The organism is Amycolatopsis ruanii (genome assembly GCF_003385175.1).
Classification (GTDB): Bacteria; Actinomycetota; Actinomycetes; order Mycobacteriales; family Pseudonocardiaceae; genus Amycolatopsis_E; species Amycolatopsis_E thermalba.
Map to the genome: position 1 here is coordinate 1 of NZ_PQHY01000014.1, position 15787 is coordinate 15787.

The following is a 15787-nucleotide window of genomic DNA, read 5'->3' on the forward strand; positions in this document are numbered from 1 at the left end:
GTCTTCGGAGTCTTCGGGGTCGGCGGGGCCTGCGGGGGCGCCGGAGGGGCCGCAGCCGATGCCGGGCGGCGGGTACGGAGTGCCCGGGACTGGTGGGACAGCGCCGCACGGGTGGACGCAGCCGGCGGGTGCGAGCGGGCCTCCGCAGGCGTGGGGGCAGCAGGGGGCTGGTGGACCCGCAGCTCAGCCCTGGCATCAACCAGGCGAGACGAGCGGGCCAGTGCCGCAGGGAGCCGGCGGGCCCGCGCCGCAGCCGTGGCAGCAACCAGGCGAGACGAGCGGGCCGGTACCGCAGGCCTGGGGCCAGCAGGGGGTCGGCGGGCCCGCACCGCAGCCCGGGCCCCAAGCAGGCGAGACGAGCGGGCCGATGCCGCAGGCCTGGGGCCAGCAGCCGGGGCCGATGCCGCAGGCGTGGGGACAGCACGGCGCCTCCTCGGGCCCGGTGAGCGGCCCCACCGCCGCACCGTGGAGCCACCCGGGCAACCCGAACCCCACCAGCGGGCCGGTGCCCCAACCCTGGAACCAGCAACCCGGCCCGGGCGGCGCCGGGTCCGTCGCGGGTCCGCCGAGCGGGCCAGTGCCGCAGGCGTGGGGGCAGCAGGGGGCCAGCGGGTCCCAGCCCCAGCAGGGCGGGCAGTGGCAGCCCGGCGAAGCAGCCCAGCCCTACCCCACCCCAGGCCCGAACCACTCCGCCCACAACCCGGCCAGCGGGTCCCAGCCCCAGCAGGGTGGGCAGTGGCAGCCGAGCTATGGGGGGTTTGGTGCGTTCGCTCCGGAGAAGCCCAAGCGCTCCACCAAGCCGCTCCTGATCGGGCTCGCCGTGGTTGTTCTGCTCGGTGCCGGTGGGGCCGGCGCCTGGCTGCTCGGCGCGTTCCAGGGGGACACCCTCGACCAGACCGCCGTCCAGGACGGGGTCCTCAAGATCCTCCGCGAGGACTTCGGCGAGGGCGATGTCCGAGACGCCCAGTGCCCCGAGGACCAGCCCGTCCGCACGGGAACCACGTTCGAATGCACCGTCACCGTTGCCGGGCAACCGAAAAAGGTGACCGTCCGCGTACTCAACGACCAGGCCCAGTACGAAGTCGGAATGCCGCGCTGACGAACGCAAAAGGCCCCGGCTCAACCAGCCGGGGCCCTTTCGGGAAATGATCAGCCGCCGAACATCTTGGTGATGCCGGTGTCGGTCGCCTGGTAGCCGTCGGCGATCTGCGGCAGCGCGGTGGCGATCCGGGCGAGGAGGGCCTTCATGTCCTCCAGCGCGCGGTTCCACTCCTCCTGCCGGTCGTGCCACGCCTGCTGCGCGTCACCGGTCCAGGAGTTGGTCAGCGGAGCGAGATCCGACTTCAGCTGCGTGAACAGGTTCTCCAGCTCGCCACCGGTCTTGTTGCAGTCCGTGGCTGCCTGGTGGATCGTGGCGTAATCGACCTTCATCGGGCCCGACATGATTGTCCTCTCTGGTCTGGGAAGTCAGGTGGAGAAACGGCGCTCGGGCCGCGGTCACAGGCCTTCGAGAGCGGCCTGGAGCGAGCTCAGCTGCTGGTTGACTTCCTGGTCCTGCACCTCGTACTGGACACCGGAGGACTTCAGCATCTCGCCGATGTGCTCGAGCGCGTCGTTCAGCTTCGCCGACTTCTGCGCGAACGCGTCCATGACCTCCTGGAACACCTTGGCCGCGGGGCCGGTCCAGCCCGCCTGCGTGGCCGCGATGTTGTTGGCCAGCTGCATCAGGTTCTGGTCCATCGCCAGCTTGGCCTCGGACACCTTCAGGTGCGCGGCCGCAAATTCTGCCGGATCCCCTTCAAAGCCGCCTGCCATGAGGAACTACCCCCTTCGTCGTGGTGTCGTCCGTAACGATCCCAACCGCCTTACGGACCTACGACGACGACCTTGCCATGGGCGGTTCCGCCTTGTCCCGCACTTCCCCGAAGTAGTTGCGAGAGTGAATGCCGCGCTCACCCGGACGAGTGGGCGAGCGATTTCACGCGCTGATGTTCAGCGTCTTGATCACCTGGGTGCAGGCGCCGTCGACCCGCTGGCGCGCGTTCTCGTTCGCATACACGCATCCGACGTTCACCTGGACCTTGCCCTGCGCGAAGGCGTACCAGTCGATCGACGCGTTCTGTCCGGGCAGCACCTGGTGGTAGAAGATGACGTTCCGGCCGGCGTACGTCGCGTCCGGATCGAACCCGGAGTACTGCGACGGTGCGGCCATGATCTGCGACCGCAACTCCCCCACCAGCCGGTCGGGATCCGCCGACGCGTCGTAGGACAGCGGGTGCTCCTGCACCGACACCGAGTCGAACTGCTGCTGCGCGTCGTCCGGCTTGATCAGCGTCTCCCGCAGATCGGGATCGCCACCGGTCTGCGTCCAGTCCTGCGGCGCGGTGAACTGGTAGTGGTACTGCGCGACGACCTTCCCGGGCGGCTGCTCGGGCTCCCCGTCGGCGTTCAGCGCCAGCAGCAGCCCGCCGACCGCGGCCGCGACGAGCACCACCGCACCGCCGATGATCCACGGCAGCTTCGGCTTCACGCGGGCCGGCGGCGCGGGGATCCCGCGCGGTGGCGAGCTGGGCCCCGAACCGTGCGGGGCCGGGCTGTGACGCGCGGGGCGCGGCGGGCCCGGCGGCGGACGGCGCACCCCGTGCGGCGCCTGCCGCGGCACGGCGGGGCCGCTGAACCCGCCGGGCGGGGTGGGTGGCCGGGGCGAGAACCCGGGCCGCGGCACGTTGGGGTTGCGCACGACCTCCGTGCGCTGGTCGGCGAGCTGCCGGGCCGGCACCCGCGGCGGCGGCGCGGACGGCGCCTTCTGCACGGCGAGCAGCGCGCCGCGGGCCACGACCGTCTCCGGCTGGTCCAAAGTGGTCGGCACGACCCCGGTCCGCTCGTGCACCAGCCGCGAGATCATCGGGATCCGGCTGGACCCGCCGACCAGGAAGATCGCGCTGAGCTGCTTCGGCCGCAGCTCGGCCTCCTCGATCGCGGCGCAGGTCAGCTCGACCGCGCGGCCGAGCGGCGCGGCGACGAGACGCTCCAGGTCCTCCCGGGTGACGTGCGCGTCGGCGAACGGCGGCGGCATCGGGACGTCGGTGTAGGCGTGGCGGGACAGCGTTTCCTTCGCGCCACGGACGTCCTGCCGCAACACCCGGCGGCGGCGCCGGTCGGCCAGTTCGCGGCCCTCGACGAGCTGGCGCCACGCCTCCGGATCGGCCGACGACACCAGACCGCCGACGTGCTCCAGCAGCAGCTGGTCGACGTCGGCGCCGCCGAAGCTCGGGTCGCCACGGGTGGCGAGCACCTGGAACCCGCCGCGGTGCCCGGGAACGCGGCTCACCACGCTCACGTCGACCGTGCCGCCGCCGAGGTCGAGCACGGCCAGCGTCGCGCCGGGGCGGTTGCTGATCTCGACGGTGCGGTCGGAGTTGATTTCCTCGGGCGCGAAAGTGGCGGCGTGGAACACCGCGGCCGCGACCGGTTCCGGCACGAGCGTGACCTCGCGGGCCAGACCACCGGCGGCCTGGCGCAGCAGCCGGGTGCGGACCGCGCCCCAGTCGGCCGGGTGGGTCAGCACGAGCAGGTCGACCTCGGCGTTGCCGGCGAGCCGGCGGGCCTCGGTGACGGCGCGGTCGAGCACCGCGCGCACGACGTCGGTGACCCGCAGGACGCGGTCGCCGAGCAGCAGCTCGCCCTCGTCGATGCGGCGCTTCGGGTTCGGCTCGTAGCGCGACGGGTCCATCGCCGCCTGCCGGTCGGCCTCCTGCCCGACGAACAGGGTGCCGTCGGCCGCGGCGTACACGGCCGAGGACATCAGCGGCTGCCCGTCGACGACGACCACCTGGGGCGGCCGGCCGTTCAACGCGGCCACCACGCAGGTGCTCGACGTCCCGAAGTCCACGGCGACACGCAGGGTCACGAGGCGCCCCCGTGGCGCCCGAGTCCGAACGGTCCGGAAAGGACGGTCCCGATCAGTCCGGCTGGATCCACGACACCTGCATCAGCTGCTTGCCGACCTTGCGGCTCACCAGCACACCACGGCCCGGCGGCATCGGACCCGGCTTGACGTTGCCCAGCAGCTGGCCCTCGTCCTTGCTGCCGTTCATCACGATGCCCGGCGCCGCGATCTCCTTCAGCTTGCCGATGATCGGGTCGTAGGCCGCCCGCGACGCACCACCCGTGCGCCGCACCACGACCATGTGCAGGCCGACGTCCTTGGCCTGGGCCAGGAACTCCGACAGCGGCTTGAGCGGGTTGGACGTCTGGGTGGCCACCAGGTCGTAGTCGTCGACCACGATGAACAGCTCCGGGCCCTTCCACCAGGACCGGTTGCGCAGCTGCTCCTGCGTGACGTCCGGCCCGGGCAGCCGCCGGGTCATCGACCCGACGATGTCCTTGACCATGCCGTCCAGCTGGTTGGCCGACACCGCGTAGCCGAGCAGGTGGTTGCCCTCGACGAACCCGAGCATCGTGCGCCGGTAGTCGACCAGCACGATGACCGCTTCCTTGGCCGTGTACCGCTCGGTGATCCCGCGCGTGATCTGCCGCAGCAGGTTCGTCTTGCCGGACTCGCCGTCGGCGAAGGCGATGAAGTGCGGGTCGGCGTCGAAGTCCAGGTAGACCGGCGCCAGCTCGTCCTCGTTGATGCCGATCGGGATGAGCTTGGTGTGCCGCTGCTTGTCCATCGACAGCACGTCCTCGTAGGACACCATCTCCGGCAGCAGCCGCACCTGCGGCGCCGGGCGGCCCGGCCACGCGGCCTTGATCTTGGCGACCGCGTCCGCCACACCCGCGCCGATCGTCTCCGGGTCGCTGGACCCGTCGATCCGCGGCAGGCCGATCAGCATGTGCAGCCGGTCGCGGGTCAGACCGCGGCCGGGGCGGCCCTCGGGCACGTTCACCGCGACCCGGCGGTCGATGTCCGACTCGCTCGGGTCACCGAGCCGCAGCTCGAAGCGCGTGCCCAGCATGTCCTTGATCGCCGGGCGGATGTCGGCCCACCGGTTCGCCGAGATGATCACGTGCACCCCGTAGGCCAGACCGCGCTGGGCCAGGGCGGTGATCTGCGGCTCCAGCTCCTCGAAGTCGTCGCGCAGGGCGCGCCAGCCGTCGACGACCAGGAACGCGTCGCCCCACGGGTCCTGCTCCGGGGTGATCTCGCCGCGCCGCTTCCGGTTGCGGAAGTCGGCCATCGAGTCGATGCCCAGCTGCCCGAACAGGCCTTCCCGCGCGTTGGCGAGCGCGTTCAGCTCGGCCACGATGCGGCGGGCCTTGTCCGGCTCGCGCCGGGCCACCGCGACACCACCGACGTGCGGCAGGTCGGACAGGCCGGCGAGCGTGCCACCACCGAGGTCGATGCAGTAGAACTGCGCCTCCTCCGGGGTGTTGGCCAGCGACAGCGACATGATCAGCGTGCGCAGCAGGTTCGACTTGCCCGACTGCGGGCCGCCGACGATCACACCGTGACCGGCCGCACCGGAGAAGTCCGCCCACAGCGGGTCGCGCCGCTGCTCGAACGGCCGGTCGACGATGCCGATCGGGACCTGCAGCTTGCCGTTGCCGAAGAAGCCCACCGGCGACAGACCGCGGTCGTCGGTCGGGTTCAGGTTCGGCAGCAGCGTGTCCAGCGAGTTCGACTCGTCCAGCGGCGGCAGCCACACCTCGTGCGCGGGCGGGCCCTGGCCGACCAGGCGGTCGACGATGACCTCCAGCTCGGTGGGCTCGGTGCCCTCCTCCTGCTGCGGCTGGGGCACGGCCTCCACGCGCACCGGCTCCGGCTCCGGCTCCGGCGGCAGCTCGACGTAGTCGGGCACGAACAACTGCGGCCGCTTGTCCGCGCGCACCACGTTGGCGACCGGCCCGGCCGCCTGCATCCCCGCCGGCCGGTACGGACCGGACACATAGGACGCCTTGAAGCGGACCATCGTGTTCGTGTCGTACTTCAGGTACCCGGAACCCGGGATCGAGGGCAGCTCGAACGCGTCCGGCACACCGATCGCGGCACGCGATTCCGCCGCGGAGAACGTCTTCAGACCGATCCGGTAGGACAGGAACGTGTCCAGACCACGCAGCTTGCCCTCCTCCAGCCGCTGCGAGGCGAGCAGCATGTGCATCTGCAGCGACCGGCCGACGCGGCCGATCTGGAGGAAGATGTCGATGAAGTCCGGCTTGGCCGTCAGCATCTCGGAGAACTCGTCGATGCAGATGAACAGCGCGGGCATCGGGTCGAGGTCGGCGCCGTTCTCCCGGGCCTTCTCGTAGTCCCAGACGTTCTTGTAGTTGCCCTTCGCGAGCACTTCCTGGCGCCGCGCGACCTCACCGGCGATGGCGTCCTTCATCCGGTCGACCAGCGTCAGGTCACCGGCCAGGTTGGTGATCGTGGCGGCGACGTGCGGGGCCTTGTCCAGGCCGAGGAACGTCGCACCACCCTTGAAGTCGACCAGGATCATGTTCAGCGTCGTGCTGGAGTGCGTGGCCAGCAGCCCGAGCACCAGCGTGCGCAGGAACTCCGACTTACCGGAACCGGTCGCGCCGATGCACAGGCCGTGCGGGCCCATGCCCTCCATCGCGGCTTCCTTGATGTCCAGCTCGACGGCCTGCCCGAACTCGCCGATGCCGAACGGGACGCGGTAGCGGTCCCGCACCGGGCGCGGCCGCCACGCCTGCTGCACGTCGAACGTCATCGGGTCGCCCGGGATGCCGAGCAGTTCCAGCAGCGTGGGGTTGGACAGCAGCGGCTCGTCCTCGCTGGCCTCCTGCGCGGCGCTGCCGACGCGGTACGGCGCGAGCTTGCGGGCCAGCGCCTCGCACTCGACCACGCTCAAGGTGTCCGGCTTGCCGAACCACTCGATGCCGCCGCCGCTGCGCGCGCCGACCCGCTCCTTCTCCACCACCAGGCGCAGGCCGCGGCGCGCGGCGAGGTTGCCCAGCGAGTCGGACAGGTCGATCAGCGTGACCCCGACCAGGCCCTCCTCGAGGATGATCTGCTCCTCGCGGGTGACCTCGGCGTCGTCCAGCACGATCACGACGTGCGGCTGGTCCGGCGACGGCGTCGCGTTGCGCGAGAACCGCGGCCGGTCGCGCAGCTCCACGTCCAGCCACTGCTCGATCTGCGCGAGCGAGCCGGCCATCATCCGCAGCTGGCCGATGCCGTCGGCCAGCTCCGGGTGCTGCACGTGCGGCAGCCACTTCGCCCACTCCCACTCGGCCTTCGCGCGGCCGGTGGTGGCGAACGCGAGCAGCACGTCGTCACAGCTGTGGAAGGTGACCAGCTGGGCCAGCATCGCCCTGGTCAGCCCGCGGGTCAGCTCCTTGTCGCCGCTCAGGCTCACCGCCGCGAAGCCGCGCAGGGTGATCTGGGTGGGCAGGTCGGGCACGATCGAGTGGGCGCGCACGAACCGGCGCAACGCCAGCGTCGCGATCGGCTCCAGCTCGTCGACCGGGCCGGTCTGCGGCGGCACCAGGCGCGTGGCCAGCCGGTGCGAGCTGCGGCCGACGCGCAGGTGCAGGAAGTCCTGGTCGTTCTGGCGGCGCTCCCACATGCGGCGGCTCGCGGCCAGCGACCACAGCGCCTGCGGATCCGGGTGCACCCACTCCAGCGACGCGCGCTGCTCGGCCATCGCCTCGCGGGCGCGCTCGCGCATCTGCCCGAGGTACCGCAGGTAGTCCTTGCGGTCCTCGTTCATCTCGGCCTTCTTGGCCCCGCCGCTCTTGCCGCCGCCGGCGAACATGCCGCCCATCGACATGAGCATCATCAGCGGGAACATCAGGGTCAGCGGGCTGCGCGCGGCCGCACCGCCGGTGGTGAACATGACCACGACCATGCCGAGGGTGGCCACGATCATGACCACCGGCATCATCTTCTGGACGACGTTGCCCGGGATCGTGCGGGGCACCTCGGGTGGCGGCTCGAGGTGGACCTCACCGCCCGGTGGGCGCGGCGCAGCAAGCCTTGGTGACCTCTTGAACTGCAGCGTGCTCACCGAAGGGTCCCCTCTTCAACTCGTGTCTCGCCTGCTCCTCCAGCGCCCACACGGTAGCGAACAACGACCTCTTCCGAGGCCGAGACCGCCCAACCCGGCACCGATTGCCCGAATCCACCCCCGAGGCGGAGCCAGGTGCAGTAATACTAGGACCGCCCACCGACAGTCCGGAACGATCCGCGGGCGCACGTTGGGCAGGAATTCACGGGCAGCGGCTGCCGCGGACACGGTCGTTCGGTATAAGTAGCCCGCAGCATTCTCTCGGGTAGGGGGCAGGCAAGTGGCAACGGGCACGACGGTATTCAGCAGGGTGACGGTGGTCGCGCCCCGCACCAGGATCGACGTGGCGCTGCCCGCCGACGTCGCGGTCGCCGACCTGATGCCGATGCTGCTGGACATGGCCCGGGAGAAGTCGCCGGACGGCGGCGCCCGCCACGGCGGCTGGGCACTGGCCAAGCTGGGCGACGCGCCGCTGGACCCGAGCCGCACGCTCGCCTCGCTCGGCATCGTCGACGGTGACCTGCTCCAGCTGCGCAAGCGCAACGACAACCCGCCGCCGCCGCTGTACGACGACGTGGTCGACGCGATCGCCGACGCCCAGCCGGACACGTTCCGGCCGTGGACCACGGAAACCGCGCGCCGCATCGGGCACATCGCGGGCGGCCTGGCCCTGTTCACCGCGGCGCTGGCCCTGTTCTTCGGCGGCCCGCTGTTCGGCGGCAACGGCCTCGCCGCCGCGCTCACCGCGGGTGTCGCGGCGATCGCGTGCCTCGCGGTCGGCGCGACCCTGGCCAAGGCCTACCAGGCCGAGGCGACCGGCGTGGTGATCGCCGCCGCGGGTGGCCTGCCGTTCGCCTTCGTGGCCGGCTTCTACGCCGTGCCCGGGCTGACCGTGCGCGCCAACCTGCTGCTGGCCAGCGGGCTGGTGGTGATCCTGGCCGCGGTCGCCATCATGATCATGGGCGCGGGCATCACGACGTTCATCGCCGCCGCCACGGCCGGGGTCATCGGGGTGATCGCGTTCACCGTCGCGACCCTGATCGCGCACCCCGCGCCCGGCATCGCCGCGGGCACCGCGGCCGGCGCGCTCGCGCTGATCTCGCTGCTGCCGCGCGCGACGATCTGGCTGGCCAAGCTGCCGCTGCCGCACGTGCCGGGCACCGCGGAGGAGCTCAAAGAGGACACCACGTTCCCGGACTACACCGAGATCGAGCGCCGCACGGCCGTCGCCCACAACTACATGACCGGTCTGCTGATCGGCTGCGGCAGCGCGACCGCGATCGCCGCGATCATCACCGCGACCGCGCCCGGGGTGTGGGGCATCCTCACCGCGGCCGTCGCGACGATGGTCCTGCTGCTGCGCGCCCGCTCCTACGCCAACGGCAGCCAGGCCGTCGCGCTGCTGACCACCGGGATCGTCTCCGGCGCCGGCATCCTGATCGGCTGGCTGGGCACGCAGACCCCGATGGGCCGTCTGCTGTGGGTGTTCGGGGTGCTGGTGATCATCGGCGCCGGTTCGCTGGTGGTCGGCGTGGTGTTCCCGAACCAGCGGTTCTCGCCGCCGCTGCGCCGCACCGTGGAGATCTTCGAGGCGATCTGCATCGCCACCGTGCTGCCGCTCGCGCTGGCGGTCATGGACCTCTACGCCACGCTGCGCCACATCTCGTTCGGCTGAGCATGACTCGAGGGGGAACTCGCGTGCGGAGACTCGGTGTGCCCGGCCGGACGGCGACCGTCCTGCTGGCGGCGTCGATCGGCGTGCTGGCGACCGGCACGGCCCAGGCCCAGACGGGCGGCACCGGCTCCGGCGGGTACTGGGCGGTGCCGCCGCCGTTCGAGGCCAGGTACCTGCCGAGCGACAACGGCGGCCGCAACAGCTTCGACTACCAGCAGAAGAACGCCTGCGTGACGCGCGACCTCGGGCAGAAGGAGGTCGTGCTGCGCGAGAAGCCGTGGGGCCAGCAGTACCTCCAGATCGAGGAGGCCCAGCAGCTCGCGCGTGCCAAGACGGGTTCGGCGGGCGGCGGGATCCGGGTCGCGGTGATCGACACCGGGGTCACGCAGCACCCGTACCTGCCGCGCCTGGAGGGCGGCGGCGACTACGTCTCGGCCGGCGACAACGGCCTGAACGACTGCGACGGTCACGGCACCGAGGTGGCCGGGATCATCGCGGCGCGGACCCCGCAGGACCAGATCGGGTTCACCGGTGTCGCGCCCGATTCGACGATCGTGTCGATCCGGCAGTCCAGCCAGAACTACGCCAAGCCGGACTCCGCGGGCGGAACCAGCGGGCAGCAGACCGGCGGCCGCCAGCAGAACGACGCCAACGGCGCGGGCACCACGCTGTCGCTCGCGCAGGCGATCGTGCGCGCGGCGAACCTGAACGTCGACGTGATCAACATGTCGGTGGACAACTGCCGCCCCGCGGACGGTTCGATCACCGACGGCGAGCGGGCGATCCAGGCGGCGGTGCGGTACGCGGTGGACCGGAACGTCGTGGTCGTGGCCGCGGCCGGCAACACGTCGGAGACGTGCCCGCAGAACGACCAGCCCGACCCGAACCGGCCGCGGTCGATCGTGACGCCCCCGTGGTTCGCCGACGACGTGCTGTCGGTGGCGGCGATCGACGAGACCGGCGGGGTGGCGCCGTTCAGCGTGCACGGGCCGTGGGTGAGCGTGGCCGCGCCGGGCACCAACATCATCTCGCTGGACCCGTCGAAGGGCTCGTCGCAGCTGGCGAACCAGACGATCGAGAACGACAAGGCGACGCCGATCCAGGGCACGAGCTTCGCGGCGCCGTACGTGGCCGGGGTCGCCGCGCTGGTGGCCGCGCAGTACCCGCACCTCAACGCGCGGCAGATCATGAACCGGATCCGGGTGACCGCGCAGCACCCGGGCGCGCAGGGCGGGCGGGACAACTTCACCGGCTACGGGGTGGTGAACCCGGTGGCGGCGCTGACCGCGATCGTGCCGTCGGAGGAGGGCCTGGCGGCGGAGTCGGGACGGCAGCTGCCGTCCGGCTTGCCGGACGCGTCCCCGAAGAACTGGACACCGATGATCGTGGCGCTGGCCGGCACCGGCGGCGGCCTCGTGGTGCTGCTCGTGGTGATGTTCGTGATGCGCACGCTCCGCCACACCCGCAAGGCGAGCTAGCCGGGGCCGTAAAACCCAACGAAGCTGGGTGGTCATCCCGTCGCCTGACACCGGAACGATCACTTTGAGCCAGGCCCGCAACATCCGCTGCCAACGCGAGATGACATGCCAACCTTGCGGGCCTGGCTCAAAGTGATATGCACAAACCGGAAGGCGACGGGATGACCACCCAGCGACCACCCACCCGAGGTGAGACAACAACGGTCCCCCGTCATCCCGGAGCCTGCCCGTCCGGCGAGGACATCTTTTGATCTTTAGTCTTGCTTTTGGGCAGGCGAAGAGCCCGCCCTACGGGCGGAGAGCGCCTCACGGCGCCGAACGGTCACCTTACGACCACCCCCGCCCCCGATGCCTGATTGTGTTTCAGTCGCCGATCAGGCGTGTCAAGGCGGGAAAGAGTACCTTGACACGCCTGATCGGCGACCAAAGACCGGCTGTGGATCGGGGGCGGGGGAGGTCTGGTTGGGGTAGTCGGTGCTGTTGCGTTGCCGGGCGGCGGTCTCGAAAAGAAGACGGCCCCTCGCTTTCGCGAGGGGCCGCCGTCCTAAGTGGACCTGCTAGTTTCCGGAGGCGCCCGTGCCGCCGGCGGCCTGTTGCTGCTGACTCGGGAAGCTGCCCGCGTTCGGGGAGACCGGCACCGAGTCGTAGCTCCGCTGCGCGTCCTGCACGTTCAGGGACGCTCCGGTCGGCAGCAGGCGCACGATGGCGTCCGGGGCCGGCCTCGGGTCGCTCAGGCCCAGCGCGTTCGCCGTGTTCGCGTCCGGTACCCCGTACCGCAGGCCCCGGTCGGTCACCAGCGAGATGGGGCCCGTCTTGAACGACTGCTTCGACGTCGCCGACCGGATGACCGCTCCGCGGCCCGGAGGCATGTAGAAGTTGTCGATCTTCAGGCCGTCCGGGCTCGGCTGGCCGATCTGGATCAGCTTCGCGTCGGCGGGGATCGGGAGCTGCGTGCCGACGTAGACGGCCGTGTGCTGGTCCTCCGTCGTCGGGTCGCCGGGGTTCACCACGTTCCAGCCCAGGCACGTCACCGGCGTCTGCGTCGGGTCCAGGACCGTCGGCAGCTTGGCCGGCATGGTGTCCACCTTGAGCGCGTCCGCGTCACCGGGCTGGATCTGGCGGATGCTGCTGATCACGTCCGGCCGCACCTCCTGCGGGCGCGGCGCGGCGTTGGAGTCGGACGAGAACCGGATCAGGTCGGCGACCGCCGGGGACACCCGCTGGATGCCGTTCTGCAGGATGACGTAGTTCACGTTGGTGCCGTCCGCGAACGGCACCGCGAACACATCACCCACCGAGAGGCTGAAGTTCTGCAGCGCGGAGAACTGCGACGCGTTGCCCTGCCCGGGAATCGACGGCGGGGTGAAGGGCGTCACCTGCGGGATGGCGTTCAGCAGGCCGATCGAGATGCGCCGCGCGTTCTGCGGGTTCAGGCCGAGTGCCGTGTAGACACCGGCGCGCGACGGGTCGAGTTCGGCGCGCACCGTGTTCGCGTTCGGCTGGTTCGGGTTCCGCTCCAGGCGGTAGATGAGGTACGGCTTGCCGTTCTCGCCCACGGCCAGCACGGCCTCGCTGTCGCCGAGCTCACGCCCCGGGCTGGACACGCCGGCGAGCACCGTCGTCGCGTTCGTGGCCTGCTGCACGGCGACCTGGTCGGGCAGGTCGTCCCGGATGGTCAGCTGGTCGCACACCGCCCAGTCGTCGGAAACCCGCTGCGACGTGGTCGGCAGCAGCTGCGGACCGTCCACAATGCCCGTCAGCCGTCCGCGCGGGATGTCCTTGAGCTGGTCGTCCGGCACCACCGACGGCTCCACCGCCGCCGTCGCGGCACCGCCGTTCTGCCCCGACTGCGCCATCAGCAGCAGCCGCGCCGAGGCCAGGTTGAAGGTCGGGACCAGCTGCTTCGGGTTGCCGGTGACCACGTAGATCGCGCCGGACTCCTTGCCGATCACGATGTTGCCCGAGTCCGGCACGGCGGGCTTCGGGCTGATCAACCCGAAGATCACGAAGCCGACGACACCGAGCAGCGCCAGGATGAACCCCACGATCGTCGCTCTGCCGTGGGTCCGCATGGGGTCGTGGAGCATGACCGAGTCACGCCGGACCAGCGCGGACTGCATGCGGCGCAGCACGAACTGGTAAGCGTGAACTTGCGATTTCGTTGTCGGTGTTGACGGCATTCTCGACCTACTGCTCCCCGAGTCGCGGTACGGTTCCGCAGGATAGCGGTACGGGAACTCCGCCGGTGTGGGTTTCTCCCAACTCCGGTTAGGGTCGGGTTCCCGGCCGACCGGCTTGCCGGGATCGCTGTAGGTACGAGGGGAAGAACGAGCGGATGTCCGTCACCACTCCGCCACGTCCGGGTGGGCCTCCGGGTTCGCCGCCGCCGCGGTGCCGTCCGCCGGGTCCGCCACCGCGCGGCGGTGTGCCGGGCGGGCCGGGAGGACCCGCCGGACCGCGCGGCCCACAAGGCCCCGGAGGCCCGGGCGGACCGGGTGGTCCCGGTGGTCCCGGTAGCCGCGGCCCTGGTGGACCGGGTGGCCCAGGCGGTCCGGGCGGACCAGGCGGTCCGGGTGGACCGCCGCCCGCGCAGCCGCCCGCCGAACGGCCGGCGCCGGTCGCTCCCCCGGCCCGCCGCCGCGTGCTGAACACCCGGCTCGGTCCCGTCCCGGTGATCAACCTCGTGGTGCTGGAGATCGGCCTGGCGATCGGGCTGATCCTCATCGCGATCAACGAGTCGCTGCTCTACGTCGGCATCGGCGTGCTCGCCGCCGCCCTGATCATCGCGATCCTGCGCTGGCGCGGTCAGTGGTTCACCCAATGGGTTGGACTTACGCTGCGCTACTCGTTCCGGAACCACGACCGGGTGTCGACGCCGCCGAAGCCCGACGCCCAGGCCATCGTGACCGGCGACGTGTCCGTTACCGGCCCCGAGGACGTGCGCGTCAGCCTGCTGCGGCTCGTCGTGCCGGACCTCGTGGTCGCCCACGGCAAGGACCACGAGCTGCAGGAGGTCGGGCTCGCCTGGCACGACGGCACATGGACCGCGGTCCTGCTCGTCGAGCCCGCGCCGGCCCTGATCACGCAGGCCGGTGGCGCGCCCAGCCTGCCGCTGTCGGCGCTGGCGCCGTGCCTGGAGGACCGCGGTGTGGTCCTGGACTCCATCCAGATGATCTGGCACTGCTACCCGGGCAGCGCGGCGCTGCCCGCGGACTCGCCCGCGCTGACGTCCTACCTGGAGGTCCTCGGGCCGCTGCCGGCCGCCGCGCGGCGCACCACGTGGGTCGCCATCCGGCTGGACCCGCGGCGCTGCCCGACCGCGATCCGGGAACGCGGTGGCGGCGTGGTCGGCGCGCACCGCGCCCTGATCGGCGCGCTGTCCCGCGTGCGCAACGCCCTGGAGTCGCAGGGCGTGCCGACCCGCCCGCTCAGCCCCGACGAGCTGCTGCGGGCCGGGATCTCGGCCGCGGAGCTGACCGCGGCGGTCGCCGGCGGCTCGAAGGTGAGCATGAAGGAGAACTGGACCAGCGCGCCCGCGGCCGGCATCGGGCACGCCAGCTACGCGATCACCAGCTGGCCCAAGGGCAAGATCACCACCACGCTGAACGCCCTGACCAGTGTCCGCACGCTGTCCTCGACCGTGGCGATGTCCATCTCGCCCGCCGACGACGAGGGCAAGGTCGGCCTGCGCGGGGTGGTGCGGCTCAGCGCCCGCAACCCGCGCGAGCTGGACACCGCCGACGAGCGGCTCAACTCGCTCGCCGAGCGCGTCGGTGTGTCGCTGACCCCGCTGCGCGGCCTGCAGATCGACGGGCTCGCCGCGACCATGCCGATGGGAGGCACCGCATGAGCCTGCGGCTTCGGGACCCGGGCCGGAACACGGGTGTGGCGCCCGAGTTCGTCGCCGGCGAGGTGCTGCTGGACGCGGTCAGCCCGTCCGGTGACCGCGGCGGGATCGTGGTCGGCTCGGGGCTGAAGGGCGAGCCGCTGACGATCTCCGCGCTGCGTGCCGCGCCCACTCGGATCGTGCTGGTGGGTGGTCTGTACCTGGCGCGGCAGGTGGCGCTGCGGGCGATGGCCGTCGGCGCGTGGGTGACCATCGCGACCGGGCGGCCGGCGGCGTGGCAGGTGCTGCCGAAGGCGGCCGGGAACCAGCCGAACGGGCGACCGTCGCCGCTGGTGACCATCCGCCGGCTCTCGCCGGTCGAGCTGCCGCGCCCGTCGGAGGACGCACCGCTGCTCGTGGTCACCGACGGCGGGCCGACGCCGCAGGACCTGTTCCCGCCGCGATCGCCCTGGCATACGACGGTCTACGTGCTGCCGTACCTGCACCCCCAGGCAACGACGATCGCGAACGCCGCGGACGTGGTGCTGATGCAGCGCCTGCCCGTCGGACAGGCCGAGCTGGCCGCCCGGATCTGGCGGTTGCCACCCCAGATGATGCGGCAGCTGACCACGCTGAAGGACGACCAGGTGGTGGCGCTGGGCCAGAACCTGTGGCGACCACTCCGGCTGGTCACCACACCGAAGGAGCAGGCACTACTGGGCCCAGTCAGGCGCGGCGACTGACGGCGCGCCAGCGCCGTGCCCTTGATCTTTGCACCCAACCCGAGCTGGGTGGTCATCCCGTCGCCTGACACCGGAACGATCACTTTGAGCCA

10 protein-coding genes are annotated in these 15787 nt (G+C 71.5%); 5 read left to right on the plus strand and 5 right to left on the minus strand.

Features of this window, described 5'->3' with window-relative positions:
• Positions 1-367 precede the first annotated feature (367 nt).
• Positions 368-1099, plus strand: coding sequence for a DUF4333 domain-containing protein (locus tag D0D28_RS10220; protein ID WP_240323149.1), 732 nt, complete (start codon positions 368-370; stop codon positions 1097-1099).
• A 50-nt stretch (positions 1100-1149) separates the two neighbouring features.
• Here the strand turns inward: D0D28_RS10220 and D0D28_RS10225 are convergent, their stop codons facing one another.
• From D0D28_RS10225 to eccCa, 4 genes are all read right to left on the minus strand, one after another.
• Positions 1150-1431: a WXG100 family type VII secretion target gene (locus tag D0D28_RS10225; protein ID WP_094003926.1), complete on the minus strand. Its 282-nt coding sequence runs from the start codon at positions 1429-1431 to the stop codon at positions 1150-1152.
• A 66-nt stretch (positions 1432-1497) separates the two neighbouring features.
• Positions 1498-1815 carry a WXG100 family type VII secretion target gene (locus D0D28_RS10230; protein WP_094003925.1) on the minus strand — a complete coding sequence of 106 codons (318 nt, stop codon included), beginning with the start codon at positions 1813-1815 and terminating at the stop codon, positions 1498-1500.
• A 163-nt stretch (positions 1816-1978) separates the two neighbouring features.
• Positions 1979-3910, minus strand: coding sequence for a type VII secretion-associated protein (locus D0D28_RS10235; RefSeq protein WP_162831027.1), 1932 nt, complete (start codon positions 3908-3910; stop codon positions 1979-1981).
• A gap of 52 nt (positions 3911-3962) precedes the next feature.
• Complete coding sequence (eccCa, locus tag D0D28_RS10240) at positions 3963-7973, minus strand: type VII secretion protein EccCa (RefSeq protein ID WP_116110446.1); 4011 nt, start codon at positions 7971-7973, stop codon at positions 3963-3965.
• Positions 7974-8283: 310 nt separating this feature from the next.
• On the opposite strand from eccCa, the gene eccD reads away from it, so the two are divergent.
• Together eccD and mycP are read left to right on the plus strand one after the other, a co-directional pair.
• Complete coding sequence (eccD, locus tag D0D28_RS10245; protein WP_198958134.1) at positions 8284-9648, plus strand: type VII secretion integral membrane protein EccD; 1365 nt, start codon at positions 8284-8286, stop codon at positions 9646-9648.
• A gap of 23 nt (positions 9649-9671) precedes the next feature.
• A complete protein-coding gene (gene mycP, locus D0D28_RS10250; RefSeq protein WP_094003922.1) occupies positions 9672-11126 on the plus strand; it encodes a type VII secretion-associated serine protease mycosin in 1455 nt (484 codons plus the stop codon).
• A gap of 557 nt (positions 11127-11683) precedes the next feature.
• Here mycP and eccB read toward each other — a convergent pair.
• The gene (eccB, locus tag D0D28_RS10255; RefSeq protein ID WP_116110447.1) at positions 11684-13306 is read right to left on the minus strand and encodes a type VII secretion protein EccB; all 1623 of its coding nucleotides are present in this window, start codon (positions 13304-13306) and stop codon (positions 11684-11686) included.
• 491 nt (positions 13307-13797) lie between these two features.
• Here eccB and eccE point away from each other — a divergent pair, with 491 nt between their 5' ends.
• Positions 13798-14976: a type VII secretion protein EccE gene (eccE, locus tag D0D28_RS10265; protein WP_116110449.1), complete on the plus strand. Its 1179-nt coding sequence runs from the start codon at positions 13798-13800 to the stop codon at positions 14974-14976.
• The gene (locus tag D0D28_RS10270) at positions 14973-15695 is read left to right on the plus strand and encodes a hypothetical protein (protein WP_116110450.1); all 723 of its coding nucleotides are present in this window, start codon (positions 14973-14975) and stop codon (positions 15693-15695) included. Before eccE ends, D0D28_RS10270 begins: the two co-directional genes overlap by 4 nt.
• The last annotated feature ends 92 nt before the right edge of the window (positions 15696-15787 follow it).

What these genes read in the sequence shown, in the direction of transcription:
- D0D28_RS10270 (WP_116110450.1), top strand. Translation starts at nt 14,973, where the DNA reads ATGAGCCTGCGGCTTCGGGACCCGGGCCGGAACACGGGTGTGGCGCCC.
- eccB (WP_116110447.1), bottom strand. Translation starts at nt 13,306, where the DNA reads ATGCCGTCAACACCGACAACGAAATCGCAAGTTCACGCTTACCAGTTC.
- D0D28_RS10225 (WP_094003926.1), bottom strand. Translation starts at nt 1,431, where the DNA reads ATGAAGGTCGATTACGCCACGATCCACCAGGCAGCCACGGACTGCAAC.
- D0D28_RS10230 (WP_094003925.1), bottom strand. Translation starts at nt 1,815, where the DNA reads ATGGCAGGCGGCTTTGAAGGGGATCCGGCAGAATTTGCGGCCGCGCAC.
- D0D28_RS10220 (WP_240323149.1), top strand. Translation starts at nt 368, where the DNA reads ATGCCGCAGGCCTGGGGCCAGCAGCCGGGGCCGATGCCGCAGGCGTGG.